General features: G+C 63.9%; 26 protein-coding genes. 21 read left to right on the top strand and 5 right to left on the bottom strand.

The annotated features are described in order from the left end of the window. Positions 1-9 precede the first annotated feature (9 nt). The 9 genes from gcvT to JMY29_RS19170 all read left to right on the top strand — a co-directional run bounded on the left by gcvT (position 10) and on the right by JMY29_RS19170 (position 9,245). Positions 10-1,143, top strand: a complete 1,134-nt coding sequence (gcvT, locus tag JMY29_RS19210; RefSeq protein WP_189076556.1) for a glycine cleavage system aminomethyltransferase GcvT — start codon at positions 10-12, stop codon at positions 1,141-1,143. An 84-nt stretch (positions 1,144-1,227) separates the two neighbouring features. Next, positions 1,228-1,611: a glycine cleavage system protein GcvH gene (gene gcvH / locus JMY29_RS19205; protein WP_018780328.1), complete on the top strand. Its 384-nt coding sequence runs from the start codon at positions 1,228-1,230 to the stop codon at positions 1,609-1,611. Beyond that, complete coding sequence (gene glyA, locus JMY29_RS19200) at positions 1,608-2,927, top strand: serine hydroxymethyltransferase (RefSeq protein ID WP_064723820.1); 1,320 nt, start codon at positions 1,608-1,610, stop codon at positions 2,925-2,927. Before gcvH ends, glyA begins: the two co-directional genes overlap by 4 nt. A gap of 274 nt (positions 2,928-3,201) precedes the next feature. Beyond that, the gene (locus JMY29_RS19195; RefSeq protein ID WP_189076555.1) at positions 3,202-4,602 is read left to right on the top strand and encodes an L-serine ammonia-lyase; all 1,401 of its coding nucleotides are present in this window, start codon (positions 3,202-3,204) and stop codon (positions 4,600-4,602) included. 21 nt (positions 4,603-4,623) lie between these two features. Further along, on the top strand, positions 4,624-5,631 hold the full coding sequence (lipA, locus tag JMY29_RS19190; RefSeq protein WP_064722886.1) for a lipoyl synthase: 1,008 nt from the start codon (positions 4,624-4,626) through the stop codon (positions 5,629-5,631). A gap of 460 nt (positions 5,632-6,091) precedes the next feature. Then, positions 6,092-6,547, top strand: coding sequence for a hypothetical protein (locus JMY29_RS19185; RefSeq protein ID WP_018779333.1), 456 nt, complete (start codon positions 6,092-6,094; stop codon positions 6,545-6,547). 97 nt (positions 6,548-6,644) lie between these two features. After that, positions 6,645-7,481, top strand: a complete 837-nt coding sequence (locus tag JMY29_RS19180) for a hypothetical protein (RefSeq protein WP_189076554.1) — start codon at positions 6,645-6,647, stop codon at positions 7,479-7,481. Between the two features lies 1 nt (position 7,482). Next, positions 7,483-7,998 carry a hypothetical protein gene (locus JMY29_RS19175; protein ID WP_189076553.1) on the top strand — a complete coding sequence of 172 codons (516 nt, stop codon included), beginning with the start codon at positions 7,483-7,485 and terminating at the stop codon, positions 7,996-7,998. Further along, on the top strand, positions 7,995-9,245 hold the full coding sequence (locus JMY29_RS19170; protein WP_229778683.1) for a hypothetical protein: 1,251 nt from the start codon (positions 7,995-7,997) through the stop codon (positions 9,243-9,245). Before JMY29_RS19175 ends, JMY29_RS19170 begins: the two co-directional genes overlap by 4 nt. Before the next feature lie 59 nt (positions 9,246-9,304). Here JMY29_RS19170 and JMY29_RS20910 read toward each other — a convergent pair whose 3' ends face one another. Beyond that, a complete protein-coding gene (locus JMY29_RS20910) occupies positions 9,305-9,439 on the bottom strand; it encodes a hypothetical protein (protein WP_267912508.1) in 135 nt (44 codons plus the stop codon). Between the two features lies 1 nt (position 9,440). Between JMY29_RS20910 and JMY29_RS19165 the strand changes: the two genes are divergently transcribed. From JMY29_RS19165 to JMY29_RS19140, 6 genes are all read left to right on the top strand, one after another. After that, positions 9,441-10,478: an FUSC family protein gene (locus tag JMY29_RS19165; protein ID WP_233460893.1), complete on the top strand. Its 1,038-nt coding sequence runs from the start codon at positions 9,441-9,443 to the stop codon at positions 10,476-10,478. Between the two features lie 97 nt (positions 10,479-10,575). After that, complete coding sequence (locus JMY29_RS19160; protein WP_018779328.1) at positions 10,576-11,076, top strand: MarR family winged helix-turn-helix transcriptional regulator; 501 nt, start codon at positions 10,576-10,578, stop codon at positions 11,074-11,076. A gap of 132 nt (positions 11,077-11,208) precedes the next feature. Beyond that, on the top strand, positions 11,209-11,574 hold the full coding sequence (locus JMY29_RS19155; protein WP_229778682.1) for a hypothetical protein: 366 nt from the start codon (positions 11,209-11,211) through the stop codon (positions 11,572-11,574). Next, positions 11,571-12,506 (top strand): serine/threonine-protein kinase, encoded by a 936-nt coding sequence (locus JMY29_RS19150; protein ID WP_189076551.1) that lies wholly within the window; start codon positions 11,571-11,573, stop codon positions 12,504-12,506. Before JMY29_RS19155 ends, JMY29_RS19150 begins: the two co-directional genes overlap by 4 nt. Positions 12,507-12,579: 73 nt before the next feature. Beyond that, entirely contained in the window at positions 12,580-12,840 is a 261-nt protein-coding gene (locus tag JMY29_RS19145) for a GlsB/YeaQ/YmgE family stress response membrane protein (RefSeq protein ID WP_018779325.1), read from the top strand. Between the two features lie 171 nt (positions 12,841-13,011). Then, positions 13,012-14,235 carry a hypothetical protein gene (locus tag JMY29_RS19140; protein ID WP_189076550.1) on the top strand — a complete coding sequence of 408 codons (1,224 nt, stop codon included), beginning with the start codon at positions 13,012-13,014 and terminating at the stop codon, positions 14,233-14,235. On the opposite strand, the gene JMY29_RS19135 is transcribed toward JMY29_RS19140, so the two are convergent. Beyond that, positions 14,232-14,987, bottom strand: coding sequence for a ZIP family metal transporter (locus JMY29_RS19135; RefSeq protein ID WP_189076549.1), 756 nt, complete (start codon positions 14,985-14,987; stop codon positions 14,232-14,234). The genes JMY29_RS19140 and JMY29_RS19135 overlap by 4 nt on opposite strands. Before the next feature lie 217 nt (positions 14,988-15,204). Between JMY29_RS19135 and JMY29_RS20905 the strand changes: the two genes are divergently transcribed. From JMY29_RS20905 to JMY29_RS19120, 3 genes are all read left to right on the top strand, one after another. Continuing rightward, a complete protein-coding gene (locus JMY29_RS20905; RefSeq protein ID WP_064723919.1) occupies positions 15,205-15,813 on the top strand; it encodes a TasA family protein in 609 nt (202 codons plus the stop codon). 126 nt (positions 15,814-15,939) lie between these two features. Continuing rightward, the gene (locus JMY29_RS19125; protein WP_189076548.1) at positions 15,940-16,692 is read left to right on the top strand and encodes a signal peptidase I; all 753 of its coding nucleotides are present in this window, start codon (positions 15,940-15,942) and stop codon (positions 16,690-16,692) included. Next, positions 16,685-17,101, top strand: coding sequence for an Hpt domain-containing protein (locus JMY29_RS19120; RefSeq protein WP_018780357.1), 417 nt, complete (start codon positions 16,685-16,687; stop codon positions 17,099-17,101). Before JMY29_RS19125 ends, JMY29_RS19120 begins: the two co-directional genes overlap by 8 nt. On the opposite strand, the gene JMY29_RS19115 is transcribed toward JMY29_RS19120, so the two are convergent. Beyond that, positions 17,098-18,366, bottom strand: coding sequence for an MFS transporter (locus JMY29_RS19115; RefSeq protein ID WP_055975570.1), 1,269 nt, complete (start codon positions 18,364-18,366; stop codon positions 17,098-17,100). The genes JMY29_RS19120 and JMY29_RS19115 overlap by 4 nt on opposite strands. A gap of 192 nt (positions 18,367-18,558) precedes the next feature. On the opposite strand from JMY29_RS19115, the gene JMY29_RS19110 reads away from it, so the two are divergent. Then, positions 18,559-19,332: an IclR family transcriptional regulator gene (locus JMY29_RS19110; RefSeq protein ID WP_064723925.1), complete on the top strand. Its 774-nt coding sequence runs from the start codon at positions 18,559-18,561 to the stop codon at positions 19,330-19,332. 85 nt (positions 19,333-19,417) lie between these two features. Next, entirely contained in the window at positions 19,418-20,605 is a 1,188-nt protein-coding gene (locus JMY29_RS19105) for a 4-hydroxybenzoate 3-monooxygenase (RefSeq protein WP_189076547.1), read from the top strand. A gap of 215 nt (positions 20,606-20,820) precedes the next feature. Here JMY29_RS19105 and JMY29_RS19100 read toward each other — a convergent pair whose 3' ends face one another. Then, complete coding sequence (locus JMY29_RS19100; RefSeq protein WP_407673012.1) at positions 20,821-22,647, bottom strand: HNH endonuclease; 1,827 nt, start codon at positions 22,645-22,647, stop codon at positions 20,821-20,823. 140 nt (positions 22,648-22,787) lie between these two features. On the opposite strand from JMY29_RS19100, the gene JMY29_RS19095 reads away from it, so the two are divergent. Next, on the top strand, positions 22,788-23,438 hold the full coding sequence (locus JMY29_RS19095; protein WP_189076774.1) for an HAD family hydrolase: 651 nt from the start codon (positions 22,788-22,790) through the stop codon (positions 23,436-23,438). A gap of 84 nt (positions 23,439-23,522) precedes the next feature. On the opposite strand, the gene JMY29_RS19090 is transcribed toward JMY29_RS19095, so the two are convergent. Next, positions 23,523-24,383 carry a class II glutamine amidotransferase gene (locus tag JMY29_RS19090; protein WP_018779779.1) on the bottom strand — a complete coding sequence of 287 codons (861 nt, stop codon included), beginning with the start codon at positions 24,381-24,383 and terminating at the stop codon, positions 23,523-23,525. Positions 24,384-24,387: the final 4 nt, after the last annotated feature.

Below are 24,387 nucleotides of genomic sequence, written 5' to 3'. Positions count from 1 at the left end.
ACTCCTGAGATGACTGAGAACTACACAGCCCTGTACGAGCAGCACAAAAAAGCCGGCGCTTCCTTCACGGATTTCGGCGGCTGGCAGATGCCCCTCAAGTACGAGTCCGAACTCGCCGAGCACCACGCGGTCCGCAACGCAGCCGGCCTGTTCGACCTCTCCCATATGGGCGAAGTCTGGGTCACCGGCCCCGACGCCGCAGCGTTCCTGGACTACGCCCTGGCGGGCAAGCTGTCCGCGATTGCGGTGGGCAAGGCCAAGTACTCGCTGATTTGCAACGCCGACGGCGGCATCATCGACGACCTCATCACGTACCGTCGCGCTGACGATAACTTCCTGGTGGTCCCCAATGCGGGCAACGCCAAGGTGGTTGCGGCGGCACTGAAGGAGCGGTCAGCCGGCTTCGACGTGCTGGTTGACGACGCCTCCGCCGAGACGTCTCTGATTGCCGTGCAGGGCCCAAACGCCGAGGCGATCCTGCTGAAACTGGTACCCGCCGAGCAGCGCTCCTTGGTGACGGAACTGAAGTACTACGCGGCGGTGGAGGTTTCCATCACGTTCGACGGCGGCACCCAGGACCTGCTGTTGGCCCGCACGGGTTACACCGGGGAAGATGGCTTCGAGATCTACATCCCGAACGTTGATGCCCCCGGTCTGTGGGAAGCGCTCCTGGAAGCAGGCGAAGGCCACGGACTCATCCCCGCCGGCCTTGCCGCCCGCGACTCCTTGCGCCTCGAAGCCGGAATGCCCCTCTACGGCAACGAACTCTCCCGCCACGTGAACGCCTACGCCGCAGGTCTTGGCCCGGTAGTTTCCCTGGCCAAGGAAAGCGACTTTGTTGGCAAGGAAGCACTCGCCGCGATCAAGGCTGCCGGTGTGGGATCCACCATCGGCCAGAAGCTCGTGGGCCTCAAGGGCACCGGCCGTCGTGCCGCCCGTGCGCACTACTCCGTTCTCAAGGACGGTTCCCTGATCGGTGAGGTGACCTCGGGCCAGCCAAGCCCGACGCTCGGTTACCCGGTGGCGTTGGCCTATGTCGACGTCGAACATTCAGCGGTTGGCACCATCGTGGACGTTGACCTGCGCGGCAAAGCGGAGCCTTTCGAAGTGGTGCCGCTGCCGTTCTACAAGCGCCAAAAATAAGAGTTCTTGTACACATAACGCCCCTATGAGGCCCTTTTGAGGGCATCAACTGTACAAAAACTCGAAGAGAGAGAAGGAATTGGAATGAGCAAGGTAGTAGCTGAACTGAAGTACTCGGCCGAGCACGAGTGGGTTGCCGCTGACGGGGACGGGCCGGTGGGGATCGGGATCTCCGCCGTCGCCGCTGACGCCCTGGGCGACATCGTGTACGTGGACCTTCCCGAGGTTGGTTCCACAGTGACCGCGGGGGAGACCTGCGGCGAGGTGGAGTCCACCAAGTCGGTATCGGATCTGTACTCGCCTGTGACGGGTGAGGTGACCGAGATCAACGACGCCGTTGTCGGAGATCCCGCGCTGATCAACAACGACCCCTACGGCCAGGGCTGGCTGTTCAAGGTCGCCGCCACCGAAGAAGGTCCGCTCATGTCGGCCGAAGAGTACGCAGCAGCCAACGGAGGCGAACTGTGAACCCGGCAGCCGTGACCGAATTCGAGCAGGTTGTGTCGGCGTCGTTGGACGCGCAGCTCTCCGAGCTGGACCCCGAGATCGCCGCGAAGATCGACGACGAACTGGGCCGCCAGCGCGACGGCCTGGAAATGATCGCATCCGAGAACCACACTGCCGTAGCTGTCATGCAGGCGCAGGGCTCAGTGCTGACCAACAAGTACGCCGAGGGCTACCCGGGCAAGCGCTACTACGGCGGCTGCGAACACGTCGACGTCATTGAGCAGCTGGCCATTGACCGCATCAAGGCATTGTTCGGAGCCGAGTACGCGAACGTGCAGCCGCACTCCGGCGCACAGGCGAACGCTTCCGTGATGCACGCGCTGATCAAGCCGGGCGACACCATCATGGGCCTGAACCTTGCCCACGGTGGCCACCTCACGCACGGCATGCGGATCAACTTCTCTGGCAAGCTCTACAACGTGGTCCCGTACGGGGTTCGCGAGGACACCCACACTGTGGACATGGCTGAGGTGGAGCGCCTGGCCCAGGAGCACAAACCGGCACTGATCGTGGCCGGCTGGTCCGCGTATGCGCGGCAGCTGGACTTCGCTGAGTTCCGGCGGATTGCTGACTCCGTGGGCGCCTACCTGATGGTGGACATGGCCCACTTCGCCGGCCTGGTGGCTGCTGGCCTGCACCCTTCGCCGGTCCCGCACGCCCACGTCACCACCTCCACCACGCACAAGACCCTCGCCGGTCCGCGCGGCGGAATCATCCTGTCCAACGACGCCGACATCGCCAAGAAGATCAACTCGGCCGTGTTCCCGGGCCAGCAGGGCGGACCGCTGGAGCACGTGATCGCGGGCAAGGCTGTCGCGTTCAAGATTGCCGCTTCGGAGGAGTTCCGTGAGCGCCAGGAACGCGTCTTGGCCGGTTCCCGCATCCTGGCCGAACGCCTGGTCCAGCCCGACGTCGCTGCCAGGGGAATCTCCGTGGTTTCCGGTGGAACAGACGTGCACCTGGTCCTGGTGGATCTGCGCAACTGCGAACTCGATGGCCAGCAGGCCGAGGACCGTCTCGCCGCGATCGACATCACCGTCAACCGCAACGCCGTCCCGTTCGACCCGCGCCCGCCCATGGTCACCTCAGGCCTGCGGATCGGCACCCCTGCGCTGGCAACGCGCGGCTTCGGGGAAGCGGCCTTCCGTGAGGTCGCTGACATCATCGCCGAGGCACTGATTGCCGACGCCGATGCGGACCTTACCGGGTTGCGTCACCGCGTTGAGGCACTCGCTGCCGCGCACCCGCTGTACCCGGGAGTTGCGAACCTCGGGTAGCCACTCGGTTGTGCCGTCCGATTCGTGGGCTCGCTGCGGAATGTGCCGTGCGAACGGCATGTTTCGCAGCGAACCCCCGTTTCCGACGAGGCGCTCCACGGCGTAGGCACATTGATCTCCCGGGTGGGCGGTCGCTTGGGAACGGGCGCCCACATAAAGACCGGGTTGGAGGTCCGCACTGGGACCTCCGGGGGCCGGGCCGCCTTGGCTCGGGATTGGCCCGGCCCCCACATTCTTTGTCTTGTTTCACTCTTCCCTGAAAGGGATCCCGGCTATGGCTGTTGGTGTTTTCGATCTGTTCTCTGTGGGCATTGGTCCGTCGAGTTCCCACACGGTGGGGCCGATGCGGGCCGGGGCGGTGTTTGCCCGTGAGCTGCGTGAGTCCGGTTTGCTTCCTGCCGTGGCCGGGCTCCGTGTTGATCTTTATGGCTCCTTGGCTGCCACGGGCAAGGGGCATGGCACCTTCACGGCTACCTTGCTGGGCCTGGAAGGTTACGAGCCCGAGGAGATCCTGCCGGACGAGGTGGAGGAGCGGCTGGCCTCGATCGCGGAGACAGGCAAGCTCAACCTCGCCGGTGAGGTCCCCCTGCCGTATGCGGTGGAGGATATGGTGTTGCATCCGTTGACGGTGTTGCCGCGGCATACGAACGGGATGAAGTTCGCCGTGGCTGATGCTGAGGGAAACACTGTGCATGAGGCGACGTTCTTTTCGGTTGGTGGTGGGTTCATTGTCCGGGAGGGTGAGGAGGACGCTGCGCGGCAGGAGTTGGAGGAGTCGAAGAAGGAGTTGCCGTTGCCGTTCAGGACGGCGGCGGAGTTGTTGGGCAGGTGTGCGTCCAAGGGGTTGGGGATTTCGGACATCATGTTCATCAATGAGCGGGCGTCGCGGTCTGAGGAGGAGATCCGGGAGGGTCTTTTGCATATCTGGTCGGTGATGGAGGCCTGTGTTGAAACCAGTTTGAAGCGTGAGGGTGTGTTGCCTGGCGGGTTGCGGGTCCGGCGTCGTGCTCCTGATTGGTTGGAGCGGTTGTTGAAGGAGGACAAGGACCGGAACGATCCGAAGTATTGGCAGGAGTGGGTGAACCTGATTGCTTTGGCGGTCAATGAGGAGAACGCTTCTGGTGGTCGGGTGGTGACGGCGCCGACCAATGGTGCTGCGGGGATTATTCCGGCGGTGTTGTATTACGCGTTGAATTACGCTCCGGGCATGGATCAGGCCAGTCAGCAGGACAGGGATGATGTGGTGGTGAAGTTCTTGCTCGCTGCTGGTGCGGTGGGTGTGTTGTATAAGGAGCAGGCGTCGATTTCGGGTGCTGAGGTGGGGTGTCAGGGGGAGGTTGGTTCGGCGTCGTCGATGGCTGCTGCGGGGTTGGCTGAGGTGATGGGTGGTTCTCCGGGTCAGGTGGAGAACGCTGCGGAGATCGCGATGGAGCATAATCTGGGGTTGACGTGTGATCCGATCGGGGGGTTGGTTCAGATTCCGTGTATTGAGCGGAACGCGATTGCTGCGGCGAAGGCGATCAACGCGGCGAAGATGGCGTTGTGGGGGGACGGGACGCACCGGGTTTCCCTGGACGAGGTGATCGTGACGATGCGTGAGACGGGCAAGGACATGTCCGATAAGTACAAGGAAACCGCGATGGGCGGCCTCGCCGTCAACGTCGTCGAATGCTGAAGATCAACGTAAAGGAACCCCATGACACTCGCACCTGAAGGCCGTAAGTTGCTGCGCGTTGAGCAGCGTAATTCTGCGGTACCGGTTGAACGTAAGCCTGAGTGGATCAAGGCCAAGGTCCAGATGGGGCCTGAGTTTGTCCAGCTCAAGAACCTGGTGAAGAAGGAAGGCCTGCACACGGTCTGTGAAGAGGCCGGCTGCCCGAACATTTTCGAGTGCTGGGAAGATAAGGAAGCGACGTTCCTGATCGGCGGGTCCGAGTGCACCCGGCGCTGTGATTTCTGCCAGATCGACACCGGCAAGCCCTCCCCGGTAGACATGTTCGAACCCACCAAGGTGGCCCGGAGTGTCCAGGCGATGCAGTTGCGCTACGCCACCGTGACCGGGGTGGCCCGTGATGACCTGGCCGATGAGGGTGTCTGGTTGTACGCCGAAACGGTCCGGAAGATCCACGAACTGAACCCGGGCACCGGGGTGGAGTTGCTGATCCCGGACTTCTCCGGCAAGCCCGAACACATCGCGGCGATCTGTGATTCCAAACCCGAGGTGTTCGCCCACAACGTCGAGACCGTGCCGAGGATTTTCAAGCGGATCCGTCCGGCGTTCCGGTACGAGAGGTCCCTGGATGTCATTACCCAGGGCCGGGATTTGGGCATGGTGACCAAGTCGAACCTGATCCTGGGCATGGGCGAGACCCGGGAGGAAATCTCCGAGGCCCTGCGCGACCTGCACCAGGCCGGTTGTGACCTGATCACGATCACCCAGTACCTTCGCCCGTCCGAACGGCACTTGCCGGTGGACCGGTGGGTCAAGCCGCAGGAATTCGTGGACCTCCAGCACGAAGCCGAAGAGATCGGCTTCCTCGGTGTCATGTCCGGGCCGTTGGTGCGGTCCTCGTACCGGGCCGGCCGCTTGTGGGCCACCGCGATGCGGAAGAAGGGCTGGGAAATCCCCGAAGCCCTGGCACACATCGAGTCCTCCGGCACCACCCGCCAGGAAGCCTCCACCATCCTCGCCGCCCACGGCTAGCCCCAAAACAGACGCACGACGGCGGTCGGGCCACCTTCTGAAGGTGACCTGGCCGCCGTCGGGGGTTAAGGGAGCACGCCGGAAGCTTCGAACACCAGCGCATTTTTTGCTCAAGATGGGCACAAGATTGCCGCATCAACGTCGTAGCGCCGTCTTCGGCCGCCGCCAGGGAAGTGTCCATTCCTTGGACAGTCTGGGAGAAGGCGAGTACTTCGGGCCCTGACAGGGCTGGAATGACGACCAGCCCGCCAAGTAGTCCGGGCGGAGAACGCGAGTACTTGCGTCACGCATGCGGGTATTTCCCAGCCTTTGTTCGAAGAAAAAATGGGGTAGCCGGAATCGTAGCCACACGACTTGCCATGGCTGAAACATTGGCTGCATCGCTTCATCCGCCAGCAAAGGCCGGATGCTGGGGGTTGCGCTGCGGCTCCCCGGACCAGATCAACCAAGGAGTCACATCATGCGCAAGCTTTCCAAGAAGAGCCGGATCACCGCCGCTGTTGCGGGCGTCGCACTGGTAGCAGTCGGCGGCGGTGCCGCCTACGCCTACTGGACCACCACTGGTTCCGGCAGTGGCAATGCCACCAACTCTTCAGGTGGCGGAACCGTCACCCTCCACGCCACTTTCGCCGGTGGCCTTGCTCCGGGCAATTCCGTCCCGGTGAGCTACACGGCCGACAACTCCACCACGTCAGGCACGGTGGTTGGAGCGTTGAGCGCGAACGTGACCACCAATGTGGCCGGCTGTCTGCCGGCTTGGTTCGAAGTCACCGCAGTCACCTCGAACAGCCCGGTGGCAGCCAACAGCACCGGCACGTCCGTTGGCTCCGGAACGCTGAAGTTCAACGACAGCACCACCGTCAACCAGGACGCCTGCAAGGCGGCCATCGTGACGGTCAACGTCGGCAGCCTGTAAGACCTCGACGCCGGGGCCCGCCAGTTAGGCGGGCTCCGGCTCAGCCGTTTCGGCCCCTCCACCACCGCACCCAAGCCGACGTCCGAAAAGAGCTTCCATGGACCACCGCCCAGAGCGCACCGCACCGTTACATCGAGGTGGGGTCCTGCGTGCGATTCTGCTGGCCGTATTGGTGGCCATCCTGCCAACCGCAGCCCTTGCTGCCAGCAACGGCCAAGGGAACGCTGCGAAGGCCCCGGCGGGCATCACGGTGGCGTTGTCTCCTTCCAGCCGCACGGTTGACCAGGGCCAGTCCACCACGTTCACCGTGTCGGCGACGTCGACCGGGGGCTTTGCGGGACAGTTGACCTTCACGACCAGCGGGCTGCCGGCTGGCGCAAGTGCCAGCTTCACGCCGTCGTCGGTTAACCTCACTGCCGGCGGCACCGTCCAGACGACCCTGACGGTTGGAACCGCCACCACAACAGCGGCGGCGAAGACCGATTTCGCGGTCAAGGCGGGCAGCGGGACCATCGTGTCGAACGCTGCTCCGGGCCAGTTGCAGGTCCTCGAAGTCAAGCGGTCGTTCGGCGTATCCGGTTCCGTGAATGGCTTGCTCGCACCGGGTGTCTCGAGGCCTCTGGAACTGCAGATCTCCAATCCCGGCAACAAGAGCATCGCCGTGACCAACCTCTCGGTGTCCATCACCCAGGTGGTCCGGACTCCGGCGGCCATTGCGAAGAACCTCCCCTGCACCACCGCTGACTACAAACTCACCCAATACTCCGGCGCGTATCCGTTGACCGTGGAGCCCGGCGTCCGGGCATTGTCGGCGCTGGGCGTCCCGGAGTCGGCCTGGCCCCGGATCACGATGCACGACACGGCCCAACTCCAGGACGGCTGCAAAGGCGCCACCCTCCAGCTCACGTACTCCGGCACGGGACAAGGCAACTGACATGAAGACCATAGTCCGGACACCCCGCACCCCCGTCCCAGGCCGGCTGGCAAGAACCACTGCAGCCACTGTCGCCCTGTGCGTGCTCGGCGGAGCGGGATCGGCCTACGCGTACTGGAGCGCCACCGGCCTCGGGAACGGATCATCAGTAAACGGAACAATGCAGAACGTCACGGTGGACGCACTCGTCCCGGGCGACACCCTGCAGAGCAGCCTGGTTCCCGGGGGAACGGCCGACGTCCTCCTCCGGGCGACGAACCCCAACCCTCACCCCGTCACCATTTACGGAATTGCCGCCAACGGACCCATTTCCGCGGACACTTCCCATAACGGGTGCACAACCACCGGAGTGACTTTCACACCTCCCGCCGCACCACTCAACCCGCCGATCACCATCGCCGCGAACACCTCCATCCTGGTGACGCTGCAAGGGGCAGCCAGCATGGGAGCCACCTCAGTCTCCGCCTGCCAGGGCGCCCAATTCGCCATCCCCGTGACGCTGGAGGTACGGAAGTGAGCCAGGACCGTCAGGCATCGAGCATCAGCATGGGGCGATGGAACCGCATCATGGTTATTGCGTTGGGCATTCTCCTTCTTTCCTGCGCAGGGCCCGCTGCCAGCGCGTTCTGGGGTTCCGTCAGCAGCGGTTTCGGAGCCGCGAAGGCCGATTCCGTAGCCCAGGGCGCCAAGCCGGGCACCAGCGTGTCCGGTACCACCGTTACGGTCAACTGGACAGCCAGTACGACGGCGGGGGGCCGGCCCGTGACCGGCTACGGCATCGCCCGCTACAGCTCGGCCGCTGGCGGCACGCGCGTGGCCGCAACCGGCACCTGCCAAGGCCCGGTTGCGGGCCTTTCGTGTGCCGAGGCCAACGTCCCGGCAGGAACCTGGTACTACACAGTGACGCCCTTGTTGTCCCTTTGGCAGGGCACCGAAAGCATCCGCAGCACCGGCACTACTCCTGTCACGGATACAACACCACCCAACGCGCCGGTTGTGAACGCACCGGCAGTGGTCAACGCAGCCCTCGCAGACAAGGTGCCGGTCAGCGGCACGGCGGAAGCCAACTCATCGCTCGTCCTCACTGTGACAGGTGCGGGTGCGCAACCGGTAACCCAGTCGATGGTTGTCAACAGCGCCGGGAATTGGACAGCCTTGCCCGTTGATGTCCGGAACTTCACGGACGGCACCATCAGCTACTCCGCCAAGGCTACGGATGCGGCCGGGAACACCAGTGCCGCAGGGACGGCGACCTCATCCAAGGATGCAACGGCTCCGACGGTGACGAATGTACAGCTTGGCAACGGTGGTGTCGCTGGCAAGATCGACAAGAACGACACCGTCATCGTCACTTTCTCGGAGTCACTGAAGGCCAGCACCATCTGCAACACGTGGACAAGCAACACTGCCACACAGACCCTCGGCGGCAACGGAGTGGTGACGGTCAATGTGAGCGCCGGGAACGTCCTGACGGTCACCAGTTCCGCCTGCACCGTAAACCTCGGCAGCCTGGCGATGACCGGTGCCTACGCGGGGTCGGCCATGAGCTTCGGAGGCAACGGCAGCAACGCGTCGTCCCTGACCTGGAACCCGGGCACCGGGGCAAAGACGCTTACCATCACCCTGGGCGGGGCATCGGGCACAGCCAACACATCGGTAGCAGCGGCCGCCGCAACTCTCACCGCCTCGCCGACCCTCACGGACATTGCAGGTAACCCCCTGAGCCCGGTGACATTTACGAATGCAGCCCCGGGCGGTTTCTAGACCCGGGCCGTCCGGAACACACTCCCCCTTCCAAGTCGCCAACTTCGTGATGACCACCACTATCCGGTCCAGATCCCGCAGTAGCCCAGCAACCGGAGCGTAACCTTGAGAGCGGACGCCAGTGCCGCCGTCGTACGTTTGATCCTGCGACGAAAGGCGAGCCGCCCCTTGAAGGCTGTAGCGGAAATGTTCACGATGGGTCCTGGCAACAAGGACCACCATCCCGCCCTCCGCTGCGCAGTTGGTGTGTTCGTTCCGCTGATCACGTTGACGTTGATAGGCCGACTGGATCTGGCGGTGTTTGCTTCGTTTGGAGCCTTCACGGGGATCTACGGACGCAACGAACCCCATAGCGTCCGTTTCAGGAGCCAGTTGCGCGCCGGCGGCTTCATGCTTTTCATCATTCTCCTGGCCACATTGCTAGCCCGTTTCGCCCATGCCTTGGGCATTGAAGGTGCTGAATATTCCTGGCTCTTGACCGCTGCCACTACGGTCGTGGCCGGCGTTTGCTCGGTGGTGGTTGCTGCGTGGCGGCTGCGGCCCGGTGGCTCCTTGTTTCATATTTTTGCTTTTGCTGCCATTGCGTCGATCGCAGCCCAACCGCCCCTGTGGGAAGCCCTCCTGGTGGCTGTCGGGACCACGGTTTTCTGCCTCTTGATCGGCATGTCGGCTCGTGTGCTCAAAAGCCACAGAACGCCGTGGAAACGCCCTCCGCGCATCCGGCACACCCCGGCTGAGCGACGGGCGATCTGGCTGGAGGGTGGCGGCTACCTGGTCGCTGCCGGCCTGGCGGGAACCATTGCCACGTTGGTGGGGGAGCGGCTTGGCTTCGGGCATACTTACTGGGCGATGGTTGCGGCGGTTGTTCCCCTCGTGGGGCATTCAACGCGCCACAGGGTCAGCCGAGGCATCCAAAGAATCGCCGGAACAGTGCTGGGCCTGGTGCTGCTGGCGGGCATTCTCTGGCTCAACCCTGCACCTTGGGCGATGGTCCTGGTGATCGCTGCGTGCCAGTTCGGTGCTGAGATGTTTATTGCCCGGCAGTACCTGGTGGCGCAGGTTTTCGTGACGCCGCTCGCGTTGATCGCAACGCTTCTTGCAGCGCCGGTCGATCCTGGTTTGCTGCTTCGGGACCGCATTGTCGAGACGGTCATTGGTGCCGCCGTCGGCGTTGCCGTCGTGGTGGCTCCAGCTCTCTGGCGGCGTGCGCGGAAGCTTCCGCAGCAGGCCTGAGCGTGCCGTGCTGATCACCTGGTCAGCAAACGAGCGGCAAATCGCCTAGTATCGATTGGTTAGACAAGCGAGATACATGTCTACCAAAGGACTGGTGATGAGCGACAAAAGTGAACGTCAGGGCTATTGGTACGGGCTGGAGAGCCGCAAGCAGATGGGCGCCGTGGATGTCCTGAATGCACTCAGGGACTACCGTGCCGCCGAAGCGGATATGCGCCGACGTACCCGCGCTTCCATGGGGATGGGCGAAACCGATCTTCTTGCCTTGCGGTACTTGCTTGAAGCCGAACGCGCAGGCCGTGAGGTCGGGCCCAAGGAGTTGGCTGTCCGCCTGGGCGTGACGTCGGCTTCCATGACGTCCCTGGTCGATCGGCTCGTGAGGTCCGGCTATGTCACGAGGGAGCCGCATCCGACTGACCGGCGTGCGCTCATCCTGCGCCCCACCCCCGGCTCGGATCAGGAGGTGCGCAGCACCCTGGGTGATATGCACGCCCGGATGATGGAGGCGGCCGAAACCCTGAGCAGCGAGGACTCCGCTGTGGTGGTCGAGTTCCTTCGGCGCATGCGAAAGGCGATCGACGGGATCGCGGCCTCCTGACGCCCTGAGTGACCGCATCCTGACTGGACATAATTCATAAGTACACATATAACTAGATAGCCAAGCTACTTACTAGGGAATGTGTGGGAGAGAACGATGACAGTCGCGCTGCGTGAACCAAGCTCCACACCAGTGGCTGAAAATACCGTGGAAGTTCTCACGGAACAGGTAATTCCCATGGGTCCCGTGCACTGCGGGTCACACATGGCCATCTCCGCCGGCCCGGCCTACGACGCCATGAAGTGGGTCTCCGTGGAGCCCATCTGGCCCGAGTGGGCATGCGGATGCGGATTCCGGATGGACATCGACGCCCTCGATCCCGTGAGCTCCGTCTGGATCGCTGCCCTTCGCAGGCAGAGCCTCCAGCACGAACTGGCGATCTCGCAGAACACCCTGGCGCTCGCCTTCAAAAAAGCTGTTGACGCCGGAGTCAACCCGCATGCCCTCGCCGAAGTGGCCGGAGTGCCTGCGGCCGAGATCGAAACCCTCCTCGGGTGACCACGCTCGACGTTGCGGCTGTCCGCGCTGATCGCGGAGCCGCAAGTGCATGCGGCGTGCCCCGGGACCTTACGTCCCAGGACAGCCTGCGCCAGGACAGCGTGGCCCAAGAGAGTGTTCACCGGGACCGGGTCATCGCCGGCCGGTACCGCCTCGCAGGACCATTGGGCGGCGGCTCGGAAGCCAACGTCCAAAAGGCATTCGACCTCCACAGTGGCGACGCTGTGGCAGTCAAGATTTTCAGGTGTTCCGACGCTGCCAACGACGCCCCCTTCCGTCGGGAAGTGGACATCCACGGCCGGTTGCGGCACAAGAACATCGTCCGGGTCCTCGGTTCCGGAACTACCGGGCACCAGGAAGGCGGAGAAATCCGGAATTTCCTGGTGATGGAGCTGGTGGAAGGAATGGATCTGCGGACCCTCCTTCATCATCAGCCGGCTTCGCCCCGCGAGACGGCCGAGTGGGTGAGCGGAATTGCGCGTGCCTTGACGTACATCCACCGCAGGGGCATCGTCCACAACGACATCAAGCCCGGCAACATCCTGGTCAAGCTCGCAGCAGACCCGGGTGGCCCCGGGGTAGCACAATTGACCGACTTTGGAATTGCCCTCACCGGCGGGACCGCCGCACCGGACTCGTCCTCGGGCACCCCGCATTACCTCAGTCCTGAAGAGGTGCGTGGCGAAAATTCCACAACCGCCAGCGATGTCTACTCGCTCGGTCTCGTTGCTCTTGAGTGCTTGACCGGAACGAAGGCATTTCCTGGCCCTCCCCTCGAGTCCATGGTTGCCAGGACTCTGGGGGAACCCCGAATTCCCGACACGGTCCGGCGGCGCTGGTCCATGGTGCTTCATGCCATGACAGACCCCGACCCTGCCGGCAGGCCGTCTGCCAGCCAAGTCGTCGGAATGTTCCGACGACTCAGCCGGTAGCCAACAATCAGGTCAATAGCGGCATGCGTTCCTATGCCGGACTAGGACCTCTTCACGAAAGAGAGAATGAAAAATGGGATTCATCGGTTGGATTGTTTTGGGTTTGATCGCCGGCGCCATTGCCAAGGCCATTAAGCCCGGCCACCAGGGCGGCGGCTGGATCGCCACCCTGCTGCTCGGCATCGTCGGTGCCGTCCTCGGCGGTTGGATCGGCAGCGCGCTGTTCAACGTCGGTATCAACGAGTTCTGGTCGATTTCCACCTGGCTCCTCGCCATTGGCGGTGCTCTGCTGGTCCTGATCATCTGGGGTCTGCTGACCCGCAAGAAGGCCTAGCGTTTCAGGAAGGCCCTGTCCCCGCGGTTATCGCCGGGAGGACAGGGCCTTTTCGCGTCTGTGGGCGGCTTTTTCGGTCACAATTTCCCCGTACGACAGCGACTGCGGGCGGCATCATCAGTTCCGTTACGCTGCTCGGAGCCACCACACTCCGTACGCCAAGGGTCACCAATGACGCACTCTTCAGCTGCCACGTCCACCACCACGGCGCCGCCCCAGCCGGCGCTGGGGTCCAGTGCCGCCGGTACGGCATTGGGCGCATTCGGCATGGCGGCTGCGGTAGGGCTGTTGTCCCTCCTCCTGCACGTCGCGGGAGAGGTTTCGCCCAGGGTTGGCCCGTCGTTCGAAGGATGGTCCGGTGAAGCCAACGACTCCCCGGTTTCCGGCCTGCGGTGGTTCCTCGGCGACATGACCGAGCCCCTTTTCTACAAGGCGGATCTGGCGGCGCTGGGATTGCTGGCGGGTGCATTCCTGGCCTGGCGCGTTGCCCGTGGCGGCAAGGCCTGGGCCGGCTCGCTTGCCTACGGCAGCGGGCTTTGGCCGTGGGTGCTGGCGTCGGCGTCGTTGAGCCTGCTGTTGTCCAACCTGGCGTTCGGATGGATGCTCGACGACGGGTGGCAGCCAACGTTCGTGCCTTTCGTCTGCGCCGCGCCCGCCATGGTTCTGCTCTACGGTGCAGGATGGCGGACATGCGTCACCGGAGCCGTCCTCGGAGCAGCTACCGTGACGCCCTTGGCTCTGCTCTTCATCCCGACAGTTGCTGCCCCCTTGGGCTTGCCGCCCGTCGTCGGAAGCGTCCTGGCGATGGCGGTTGGTTCCGCCATCACATTCTCTATTGCACGCCGCCTGCCGTGGCTTGTCCTGCGGAAGCCGAACCCGTCCACGCCAAGCCACCACCCGGCGTCGGGGGTTGGGCAGAGCTTCCGACAGGATGCTAACCGGGCCGCACGCCGGGTGCTCAAGGACTTCAGTGAAACGCACTTTTTCGCCAACGAAGCCGCCAGCCTGGGGATGATCCTGGGGGTCTCCGTGGCCTTCGTGATGAACCCCGGCTTGCCGTCGTATGGTTCGGCCCTGCTGCCCAAGATCCTGTTCGCCCAGGCCCTGACATCAGCTGTCGGTGTGGTTCTGTGGCGGCGCTGGTACCGGGAGGAAGGGTGGGCGGCGACGTATGCATCCGTGGTGTCTGTTGCACCCGCCGCCGTCCTGGCCTCCGGAGGTTCCTGGATGGGGATCGTCGGGGGGGCGGTACTCGGCGCCGTTCTGGCACCGCCCCTCGCCCGCGCCATCTCCGGTTGGCTGCCGTCCGGTTTCCATCCGGTGATCGGCAACACTGCCGCCATGGCACTTTCGACGGCGGTTGCCTTGCCTGTGCTGGGACTGCTGGGCCCCTAGCCTCCCACGTGATGGATGGTGAAGGCGCTGAGGAAGCCGACGGCGGCCGTCAGGCCCGTGAGGTTGTGGTGCTCTTCGAAGGCCTCGGGAATCATGGTGTCGGCCAGCATGGCCAGGATCCCTCCGGCGGCAATGGCCGTGATGAAGGCGATGACCGAGTCGGGTGCGTTTTCCAAGGCCGTGAAGCCAACAAGGGCCGCAATTCCGCTGAACACGGCGATGCCCACCCACGTGCCAAAGACGTAGGCAGGGCTGCGTCCTGATTTCTTCATTCCGGCCGTGCTGGAGAGTCCCTCCGGAACGTTCGAGATGAAAACGGCGGCGAGCATGGCCGGGCTGATGGCTCCGCCTGCCAGGAGTCCTACCCCGAGGACCACCGATTCGGGGATGCCGTCGATGAGGGCGCCTATGGCAATGGCCGTGCCGCTTCCGGGAGAGTCCTTTTCCGAGGGCTGGGCGCCGCCGGAGCGCTTACGATGCTTGGCACCGGCGCGTGAGAGGAGGACATTGGAGCCCACGAAGATCAGTGCCCCCAGCAGGAAGCCCAGTACGGTGGGCAGCAGTCCGCCGCCTTGCACGGCTTCGTCCACCAGTTCGAACGCCAGTGCCGAGATCAAGACACCGGCGCCAAAGGCCATCACTGTGGAGACGACCTTGGCGGGCACGTTCCACATCCACGCGATCCCCGCGCCGAGAACCAAAGCGCCCCCGGCCAGCGTTCCCCAGAGCAAGGCCTGCAACCACATCGGCATACGTTTTGCCCTTTCATCGGCTGATCAGGTGCACCCAAGAGTGTTTCACATGGTGCTTGGGGTGCTGCGGTTTTCTTGAGGGTTTCCTGAGGAAGTGTTGTGGGTTTGCAGGATTGGTTCTTGATCCAGGCCCGGCAAAGTATTTCTTGTCAGCCACACAGGCTGGAGAAACGGCCGGCCGGTCTCACGGTGGCCACACGAAAGGACACTGATCCCCATGGCCATCAGCCTCAAGACCACCTCCGGCAAAATCCTCGCCTCCGTCGCACTGGTCGGCACCGCAGCCGCCGTCGCCGGCATGGGAACCTACGGCGCGTTCACCTCCTCCACCTCCGCCTCCCAAGCCGTCACCGCAGGCACCGTCACCATCGCCCTGGGCGCCCCCGGACCAGCCAACACCCTCAACGTCCCCATCGCAGGCCTGCTGCCCGGCGACAAAGTCGAAAAACTCGTCACCCTGGCCAACACCGGCAACTCCGACCTGAACAACGTCACCCTCACCACCTCCGCCGGCGCCACCGCCTCCCTCCTCACCACCGACACCACCAACGGCCTGCAACTGACCATCGAAAACTGCTCCACCCCCTGGACCGGCACCGCCGCCCCCTACACCTGCGCCGGCACCAAAACCACCGTCCTGGCCAACGGCCCCGTCATCGCAGCGAACAAGGTCCTGAACAACCTCACCTCCCTGACCTCAGCCAAAACCGACAACCTCAAAGTCACCACCGCGTTCCCCACCACCGCGGACAACACCTTCCAAGGTGCCACCTCCACCATCGCCTTCGCCTTCACCGGCACCCAACGCACCGAAACCACCAAATAAACCACCCCAAACCCCGCCGGGCCTGGTCGGGCGCCCCCCTGCCCGATCAGGTCCGCCGGTGCAGCACCAACTGAACGATTTACCGCACTGAATGATTTGCCCACTGAATGAAAGGAACGCCAGGACATGAGCACCATCGAGACCCTCAACGGACCAGCACTCCATGGCCGGCGTTCCGCTGCGAACATCCCGGCTTCCAGGGCCGCTGCCTCACAGCCGGCCGCCGTCGCCGTCGTCGAAACTGCAGCCGTCGAATCTGCTGCCGTCGAAACTGTCGTCGAAACCCGGGCTGAAGCCCCTGCCCCCAAAAGTGCCATCCGCCGCGTTACCGGCACCGTGGCTAAGGTGATTGCCGTGGCCTTGCTGGTCCTTGGCGCGCTGGTGTTCCTGTTCCTCGCGATCGGGCCACGCGTTTTTGGCTACCAGACCTCCACCATGCTGACCGGTTCCATGGCTCCCCTGATCAACCCCGGTGACGTGGTGGTGACCGTGCCGACGCCCATCGAGGACGTCAAAGTGGGCGACATCATCACCTACCACATTCCGGTGGAAGACCAGCGGGTGGAAACCCACCGCATCACCGAAATCACCACCACGGCGGACGGCGGGGTAGCTGTCCAGACGAAGGGCGACGCCAACAACGGCATCGATCCCTGGATCGCCACACTTCAGGGCAAGACCGTGGACAAGCAGGTCGCCACCATCCCCTATGTCGGCAACGCGATCAGGGCCATCCGGGAACCGATGGTCCTTAACACCCTGATGTACGGCGCACCAGCCATCCTGGTCATCGGGATGCTGGCCTCCATCTGGACGAAAGACCCCAGCAAGTCGGCGCCGGAAGGCGTCGCACAGCCCCAGGCAGCAAGCGGTGAGTGACCGGGCGGCACCCCACCCGGGGCCGAGTCCGCTGGAACCTTGCAAGCTGCAAGCGCTGGCCGAGGAGTTGGGCGACTCCCGGCTGGCGCTGCGTTTCCTCTCCACGTACCTCACCATGCTGCCCGAAAGGATCCTCAGGCTTTCCAACGGACTGTGCGGGCACGACCTCGACGCCAGCATGGACGCGGTCCTTAGCCTCAAGATCTCCTCGGCCATGGTGGGCGCGGTGGAAACTGAAAGCCAGTGCCGGGCCATCGAGATGATGATTCGTGAGGATCATTTCGACTCGGCGGTAGCGGCGCTCCCGGAGCTGAGGAAGTCCAGCGACCGCTGTTTCGACGCCGTGCCCCAGTTGCTGGGTACCACGGAGTCCCTCCACCGGAGTCCTTGGAATCCAAGGATCGCTTAGTGGTCGGCCGTGACGGTTTCCTCGCTGTTTTTGACCTCATGCGGGACCAGGACCAGCGCCACGACAGCCAGCACGCCGGCGGCGGCAAACACGTAGAAGCCCGCCGGGTACGCGATGTTGGCCGCAACCAGGGTTCCTGTCACGGCTGGGCCGACAATGGCACCAAGCCGGCCCACTCCGGCAGCGAAGCCGAGGGCCGTTCCGCGGAGCCGTGGCGGGAACAACTGGCTCACCCAGGCGTAGACCAGCACCTGTGAACTGAACACGAAGATGCCCGTAACGAACACGGCGGCGTTGAGCAGGAATTCGTTCTGGATTTTGACGCTCAGGATGGCCAGGAAGACGGCTGACAGCCCAAACCAGAGCAGCACGATTTTCTTGGTCCCGTGCTTGTCGGCCAGGACCCCGGCCAGGAACAGCCCGGCGACAGCCCCGAGGTTCAGGACGAGCAGCAGTGTCAGGCCCGTGCTGACCGGATATCCGGCGGCAGCCATGAGCTGGGGCAGCCAGGTGTTGAGGCCGTAAACCAGCAGCAATCCCATGAATGACGCCACGCCAATTCCCAGGGCGACTACCGGATACGGCTTTTGGAGCAGGTCCCGGAAACCGTTCTTGGCTGCGGGATTTGCGGAACGCGCGACGCCGGCTGCGGGCTTGGGCGCCCCGCCCGCTTGGGCCGGGGCTGCTTCAGGCAGCGACTCGGGAAGCTTCGCCCACAGGAAGGGCAGGAGCACCAGCCCGGCGACTCCACCAATGATGAACATGAGACGCCAGTTCGGAACGATGATGATGGCCAGCAGCGCGGTGGCCACGGCGCCCACGTGGTATCCGGTCATGGTCCTGGTGGTGGATTTTCCTGCCGTACCGGAAGGGGCGTAGTCGTTCATGTACGCCAGGGCTGCAGGCAGGCACGCACCAAGGCCGAGGCCTGCAAGGAGACGCATCGCCGAGAAAACCGCCACATTGGGGGCGAACGCCACGGCGATGGTGAAAACCGAAAAGCCCGCCACGCAGGCGATCAGCAGCCTGCGGCGACCGAACTTGTCCGAGAGCGGTGCAATGAAGAGCGCTCCCAAGCCAACGCCGACCAGGGAGATGGTGGCTGCGAACGTGGCTCCCACGGCGTCAAAACCTAGTTCCCCGGTCTTGATCAGTGTTGGAATAACGGTCCCGAGGACCACAAGGTCGAAACCGTCCAGGACCATGGCCAGCCAGCAAAGCCACACGGGCCATTGGGAGCGGCGGGCAGATGACATCGTTGGCATAGCGTCCTCGTTGCTAGGGTTCCGGTCGCCTGAACGTCCGGTTAGTTACGAGAGTTTTATCACCACTCTTTGTAACGTGGCACACGTCCTACCATTGAATGGAATCGATAATTTCGGTGGATGGCGTCAGCTTGGTGCCATCGCGCAGTTTCGTGCGTCGTCCCTTACGCGCTTTCAGAAAGGTGGTGAACGGTGGCCAACTCATCATCCGGCGACTCCGTGGTCGAACGCGTCGTGCGGTTGATCGCGGCGTTTCCCGAGGGCGTGACATCGCTGCAGCTGACGGAACTCGCTGAACGGGCGGGCCTTCCGTTGTCCTCCGCCCACCGCCTGGTCCGCCAGCTTTCCCAGCAGGGGCTGCTGGATCTTGGCGCGGGCGGGACGGTGCGCCTCGGGCTGCGCTTATGGGAACTGGTGAACCGCAATTCGCCCACGCTGGCCCTGCGTCAGGCTGCCATGCCGTTCATGGAGGACATTCAGCAGGTCCTCAACCAGAACGTCAACCTGGCCATCCTCGAAGGCTGGGAAGCGCTGTTCGTGGAGCGCCTTTCCCGGCGCGGGTCCGTGGCCAACAGGGCGCGGGTCGCCGGGCGGATGCCCGTCCATATTTCGTCTGCCGGCCTGGCCCTCATGGCCAACCAACCACGGGAGCTGCAGGCGGAGTACCTCAAGCACTTCCGGGACCCGGCGGGAAAGGTTACCGCCGACGTCGTGCGTCATCTCCTGGCCGAAGCCGCGCAGCAAGGCTATGCCCAGCTGGCGGGCGTTGTTGATCCGGATACCTGGGGAATCGCTGTGCCCATACTGGACAGTAAGCGCCGGACGGTGGCGGCCCTCGGGGTGGTGGTTCCTTTGGCCGAGATGCGGCTCCAAGCGCTGGTGCCGGCGTTGCAGACCGCGGCACGTGGCATCGGACGCCAGCTGGGCGATAACAATCACAACTTCCGTTCAATGGAAGTGATGTAACGCCAGTCACTCCGTTCGGGCCACACTGATTCCAAGCTCATCCCAGCCGTTCGAAGCGCGGGGATCCGCAACGAAGCGAGGAATCATGACACGCACACCCATCAGCACCCAGGTAGCCATCATGGGCGGAGGCCCTGCCGGGCTCATGCTTTCCCATCTGCTGGCCAGGCAGGGAATCGACTCTGTGGTGGTTGAAATCCGCAGCCGCAAGGACATCCAGGAAACAGTTCGCGCCGGAATCCTGGAGCACGGCACGGTGAACCTGCTGGTCGACTCAGGAGTGTCGGACAGAGTGCTCCGCGAGGGCGACCGGCACGACGGCATCGAGCTGCGCTTCAACGGCGAAAGCCACCGCATCAATTTCAAGGAACTCGTTGGCGAGTCCGTGTGGCTGTACCCGCAGACAGACGTTTTCATGGATCTCGCCGCCCGTCGGGAGGCTGACGGCGGCGACGTCATGTACAGCGTCTCGGATACCACCGTGCATGACCTCGAAGGCAAACCGAAGGTCTGGTTCACTGACTCGGAAGGGCAGGAGTTCGAGATCCAGGCTGACTTCCTCGTCGGTGCCGACGGATCCCGCAGCCACTGCCGCTTCCAGATCCCCGAAGCTGATCGCAAGTGGTATTTCCACGAGTACCCGTTTGCGTGGTTCGGCATCCTGGCAGAAGCACCCCGCAGCGCCGACGAGCTGATCTACGCCAATTCCAAAGACGGCTTCGCCTTGATCAGCCAGCGCACCGAGACGGTGCAGCGCATGTACTTCCAATGTGATCCCAAGGAAAACGTGGCCGACTGGGACGACGAACGAATCTGGACCGAGTTCCGCAAGCGCGTCAATGGCAACGGGTTCGAGCTCAAGGAAGGCCCGGTCCTGGAGAAGATGGTCTTGCCGTTCCGCAGCTTCGTGCACACGCCCATGCGCCACGGCAACCTCTTCCTCGCAGGCGACGCCGCCCACACGGTCCCGCCGACGGGGGCCAAAGGCCTGAACCTGGCCATCCATGATGTCAAAGTGCTCTTCGAAGGGCTCGACTCCTTCTACGCCAACGGCTCCACGGCCCTCCTGGACTCCTACAGTGATCGCGCCCTGGACCGAGTTTGGAAGGCGCAGCACTTCTCCTATTGGATGACGTCCATGCTGCACACCGTCCCGGGAGCCGACGATTTCGACCGCGCCCGCCAACTCGGTGAGCTGCACTCGGTGGTTACGTCCGAGCATGCCAAGGCGTACCTGGCGGAGTCGTACACGGGCTGGCCCACCTCGCATTGATTCCGGCTGGGCTTGATTCCGTGGCCTGAGGTGTGAGGCCCGGGTCCTGGAGCCAGCCCGCCGTCATCCTTCGCCCTGAACGCGACCACCATCGCCGTGACCTTACACGGCCACCCTGGTTGAGTCCGCGTCAGGGGTGCTTGGCGTCGCGTTTCCCACGGGCACTCCTCATCTGACTTTTTGCGGAGCGGTTTGATCAGGCTTATCGCCCGGTGTCATGTTTTTGGTGGTGTGTGGTGGTGGTTGCGTCGGGGTGTTTGGTGGGGGTCGATGTGGGGTGGGGGGATGAACCAGGGGACGCCGTTTTGGATGGTGATGCGCCAGTGTTCTTTGTGGATGAGGTGGTGGTGGTGGGAGCAGAGCAGGGTGGCGTTGTTTGTTCCTGTGGTGCCGCCTTGTGACCAGTAGGTGATGTGGTGGGCTTCGCACCAGGGTGCGGGGAGGGTGCAGTCGGGGAACGCGCAGCCGCCGTCGCGGGCGGTGATGGCTTTGCGGATGTGGGGTGGGAAGATCCGGGTGGTGCGGCCGATGTCGAGTATTTGGGAGTCGGTGCCGAGCAGGACGGGCAGGATGTCGGCGTCGCAGGCGATTTTGCGGATGGTGTTGGGGTGGATCGGACCGGTGTAGGTCGCGGTGCCGGTACTGACAGTGTTCCGGGGGCCCGGCTGCTTCGGGGTGTTGGTTTCTTTTGTGGCGCTCGTGGTGGTGTGGGTGAGTTGTTGGAAGAGTTCGTGGTGGTCGATGGTGACGGTGAGTTGGGGTCGGAGTCCGCCGTTGCTGGGCAGTTTCCCGGTGGTCATGGCTACGGCGCAGGCTCCGATGAGGCCGTCGAGGAGTTTCTGGGCGCGGGAGCGCCGGTCCAGTCCGGGGCCCGCACGGTTCGGATCACCTGCAGCCGGTGCCGACGCGGTAGCCGTGCCGTGGTCAGCGCCTAGGGCAGTGCCCTGAACCGTGCTTTGAACCGCGCCTTGGTCAGGGCCGGTGGTGTTGGTGAGTCGTGGGTTGGTGGCGGCGTTCATGGCGGTGGTGAGGGTTTCGTATTGTTCGGTGGTGGCGAAGATTTCCAGGTGGTGGAGTCCGTGGCGGCGTCGGCGTCGGAGGAACGCGCCTTGGACATGGCGGAGGGCTTCTTCGGTGGGTTCGGGGCCGTTTTGGTCGATGTGGTCGATCCAGCGGTTGGCCATTTTGGTGACGAAGTCGGGGTCGGACTGTGTGGCGGTGGTGGTGAGGGCGTGTTCCATGCCGGTGAGGGTGTCCGGGTCGGTGAAGTGTTGGGCTTTGTCCAGGGCGGTGCTGATGATCGTCGCGGACCGGGACGGGACCTGTCCGGTGTGGAGGGCGTCGGCGAGTCTTTGACGACGGGCCGGGATTTCCTGGCCGGTTATTCCGGCCCCGGGCAGGACATCGGTGGCGAGGGCGAGCCTGCGCCGTGCTTCGCCGATCCCGATCCTCAACCGGGCCCGGAGGAACTCCGCCGCGTTCCGGTACCCATCATCCAAAACACTGCCACCACCACCATCAGCAGCAGCCGGGACGGAGTCACCGCCGACGCCACCTTCTGACTCACCGGCGGGCTCGGTCCACCCCGTCCGCCATTCCTGGGCGCCGGACGCCGGGGACTGTCCGGGCTGCTGTGCCGGCACCGCACGCTGCGCCTCGGTCCGGGTCCGCTCCACAGCCTGCGCCGCGACGACCTGCACGTACTCCAGCTGCCGAGACAGATCCTCTACCCGGCCCGCAAAATCAGCAGCCTCCCCAAAGCCAAACAAGCGGGTATCTGCAGCGACCGAACTACCCAGCTCGACCAACGCCTCGGAAGCATCGTCAAGATAAGAACCGAGCGCCGTCTGTGCCAGGAGAAGGGCATCTCTACCGTCGTTTAGGGATGGCCGGGGCAAGTCGCCGGAAGGGCATTGGGCAACGGACGATGGCACCCTGCCATGAAGCAGGCCTGATGAGGGAGTTCCTTCATGGTCTGAACGCGCTCCATCATGACCAGGAGACGCTGTCCCAGGTCCCACGAGCTGCCCAATCCCATCCATGGATCAAGCCTGTCAGACCCTCAAGAACGCCAGAAGCCCTCAACCACCGTATGTGGACAGCCCCACCGTATGTGGACAAACTTCCAGCACACCGCACGGCAGGCTGCCGCCCCGGCCTTCCGGGATCGTATTCTGGGGGAATGCTGCTGCTTGTTGACCTCGACAATACCCTCGTGGACAGGGCAGCAGCATTCAACACCTGGGCCTCTTCCTTTGTTGGTGCGCTCGGGGGATCCGCACAGGACACGGCGTGGCTCATTGAATTGGACAGGGACGGCTACGAACCCCGTGATTCCCTGGTGCGTGCCATTGGGGAGCGCTTCGATGCCTCGCCGGAACCGACGTCTCTCATGAAGATGTTGCTCTTTGACCACGTGCCCTTGATGACACTGGATGAGACTGTCGTGGTCGCCCTTCGGAACGCCCGTGAAGCGCGTTGGAAGGTGGGCATCGTTACCAACGGCGCGACGACGCAGCAGGCGCTCAAAGTCCGCAGCCTCGGCCTCGAACCGCACGTTGACGACGTAGTTATTTCCGAGGCCGCAGGAGTAAAGAAGCCGGACCCTGGGATTTTCCGCCTCGCTGCCGACCGCATAGGGGAGTCATTGAGCGGCGGCTGGATGATCGGCGACCACCCGACGGCGGACATCCTGGGCGGCAGCGGAGCAGGCCTGAAAACCGCTTGGGTATCCCGAGGCAAGACCTGGCCTGAGGGGCTTCCCGCACCGGACCTCGCTGCTCCGACGGCTGCAGAAGCCATCAACGCCATCGTTGGCGGGTGCCCTGCCTGACCAGGCACAGGTAACCAGCCCCACGACAGCGGCAGCTCGCCGTCGTCGTCTGCTCGCCAAAAGTGCGGACTAAGGCAGCCGGGGTCACCGTGCCTGCGACGCTGCCGCGGCCGGTTCGAGGTCGGCGAGGCTAAGCGGGTAGGTCGGGGCATCGGGGAAGGCGATAGTGGATGTCACCGTCAGGTCCGGTCCGACGTGAACCAGCTCGCCCGACGCCATGGGTCGCCAGCCGGGGTTTTGGTCCATTGGCTCGGTGGCGAGGAGGACGTGCGGGGACCGGGAGAGTTCGGAGCTGTGGGAGCGGATTCGTGCGCTTTGGACGTCGAGGGGGCTGGGTTTGGCGGCCGGGCGGCGTTCAAGCATGTAGAGATCGTGCGTCGCCGGGTACCTGAGTGCCCACATATCCGTGGCCGTTGTCAGGATGAAATTGAGGCTGAATACGGGCAGTTCCTTGGCTACCCAGGCAACGGCGGCCACTATGCCCGCCTGGATGTCCCCGTCGGCGGCCCTGGTCTCGGCGGTAATGAGCGCGAAAAGACGCTCGCTGTCCGACTGGCCCAGCACCAGATCCATGGCCTCGAGCTCAACAAGGCGACGATCAAGTTTTTCCAGGCCCCGCAGCACCCCGTTATGGGCAAAGAGCCGGCCGTCCTGCTCGAATGGGTGCGTGTTGACCATGGTGAGGGCGCCGGTGCTGGCGTACCGCACGTGAGCCAGGAACGTGGTGCTTTTCAGGTCACGGGCTTCACGGGCGAAGGCGTGGTCCTCCCACGCTGCCATCGGCTGTTTGAAAACGTGTGCCTTACCGGCCGCGTCGAAGGTTCCGATTCCTGCGCCATCGGGTTCCCGCCGGCTTTGGGCCGAGAGGCTGTCCGGTGCATTCAAGAGCCAAAACGTTGCCCGGACTGCTTGGGCGCCTGCATGCAGCCCGAAAAGACGGCACATGGGA

Origin of the sequence: Paenarthrobacter nicotinovorans (assembly GCF_021919345.1) — a bacterium.
In the GTDB taxonomy this organism is placed as follows: Bacteria; Actinomycetota; Actinomycetes; order Actinomycetales; family Micrococcaceae; genus Arthrobacter; species Arthrobacter nicotinovorans.
Note: the sequence above shows the minus strand (reverse complement) of the source record. Positions and strands in the feature narration are given on the sequence as shown.

Excerpts from the sequence above, each read along its gene's own strand:
- gcvT (WP_189076556.1), top strand. The coding sequence starts at position 10 with ATGACTGAGAACTACACAGCCCTGTACGAGCAGCACAAAAAAGCCGGC.
- gcvH (WP_018780328.1), top strand. The coding sequence starts at position 1,228 with ATGAGCAAGGTAGTAGCTGAACTGAAGTACTCGGCCGAGCACGAGTGG.
- JMY29_RS19195 (WP_189076555.1), top strand. The coding sequence starts at position 3,202 with ATGGCTGTTGGTGTTTTCGATCTGTTCTCTGTGGGCATTGGTCCGTCG.
- lipA (WP_064722886.1), top strand. The coding sequence starts at position 4,624 with ATGACACTCGCACCTGAAGGCCGTAAGTTGCTGCGCGTTGAGCAGCGT.
- JMY29_RS19185 (WP_018779333.1), top strand. The coding sequence starts at position 6,092 with ATGCGCAAGCTTTCCAAGAAGAGCCGGATCACCGCCGCTGTTGCGGGC.
- JMY29_RS19180 (WP_189076554.1), top strand. The coding sequence starts at position 6,645 with ATGGACCACCGCCCAGAGCGCACCGCACCGTTACATCGAGGTGGGGTC.
- JMY29_RS19175 (WP_189076553.1), top strand. The coding sequence starts at position 7,483 with ATGAAGACCATAGTCCGGACACCCCGCACCCCCGTCCCAGGCCGGCTG.
- JMY29_RS19165 (WP_233460893.1), top strand. The coding sequence starts at position 9,441 with ATGGGTCCTGGCAACAAGGACCACCATCCCGCCCTCCGCTGCGCAGTT.
- JMY29_RS19160 (WP_018779328.1), top strand. The coding sequence starts at position 10,576 with ATGAGCGACAAAAGTGAACGTCAGGGCTATTGGTACGGGCTGGAGAGC.
- JMY29_RS19145 (WP_018779325.1), top strand. The coding sequence starts at position 12,580 with ATGGGATTCATCGGTTGGATTGTTTTGGGTTTGATCGCCGGCGCCATT.
- JMY29_RS19140 (WP_189076550.1), top strand. The coding sequence starts at position 13,012 with ATGACGCACTCTTCAGCTGCCACGTCCACCACCACGGCGCCGCCCCAG.
- JMY29_RS19135 (WP_189076549.1), bottom strand. The coding sequence starts at position 14,987 with ATGCCGATGTGGTTGCAGGCCTTGCTCTGGGGAACGCTGGCCGGGGGC.
- JMY29_RS20905 (WP_064723919.1), top strand. The coding sequence starts at position 15,205 with ATGGCCATCAGCCTCAAGACCACCTCCGGCAAAATCCTCGCCTCCGTC.
- JMY29_RS19125 (WP_189076548.1), top strand. The coding sequence starts at position 15,940 with ATGAGCACCATCGAGACCCTCAACGGACCAGCACTCCATGGCCGGCGT.
- JMY29_RS19115 (WP_055975570.1), bottom strand. The coding sequence starts at position 18,366 with ATGCCAACGATGTCATCTGCCCGCCGCTCCCAATGGCCCGTGTGGCTT.
- JMY29_RS19105 (WP_189076547.1), top strand. The coding sequence starts at position 19,418 with ATGACACGCACACCCATCAGCACCCAGGTAGCCATCATGGGCGGAGGC.
- JMY29_RS19100 (WP_407673012.1), bottom strand. The coding sequence starts at position 22,647 with ATGGATGGGATTGGGCAGCTCGTGGGACCTGGGACAGCGTCTCCTGGT.
- JMY29_RS19095 (WP_189076774.1), top strand. The coding sequence starts at position 22,788 with ATGCTGCTGCTTGTTGACCTCGACAATACCCTCGTGGACAGGGCAGCA.
- JMY29_RS19090 (WP_018779779.1), bottom strand. The coding sequence starts at position 24,383 with ATGTGCCGTCTTTTCGGGCTGCATGCAGGCGCCCAAGCAGTCCGGGCA.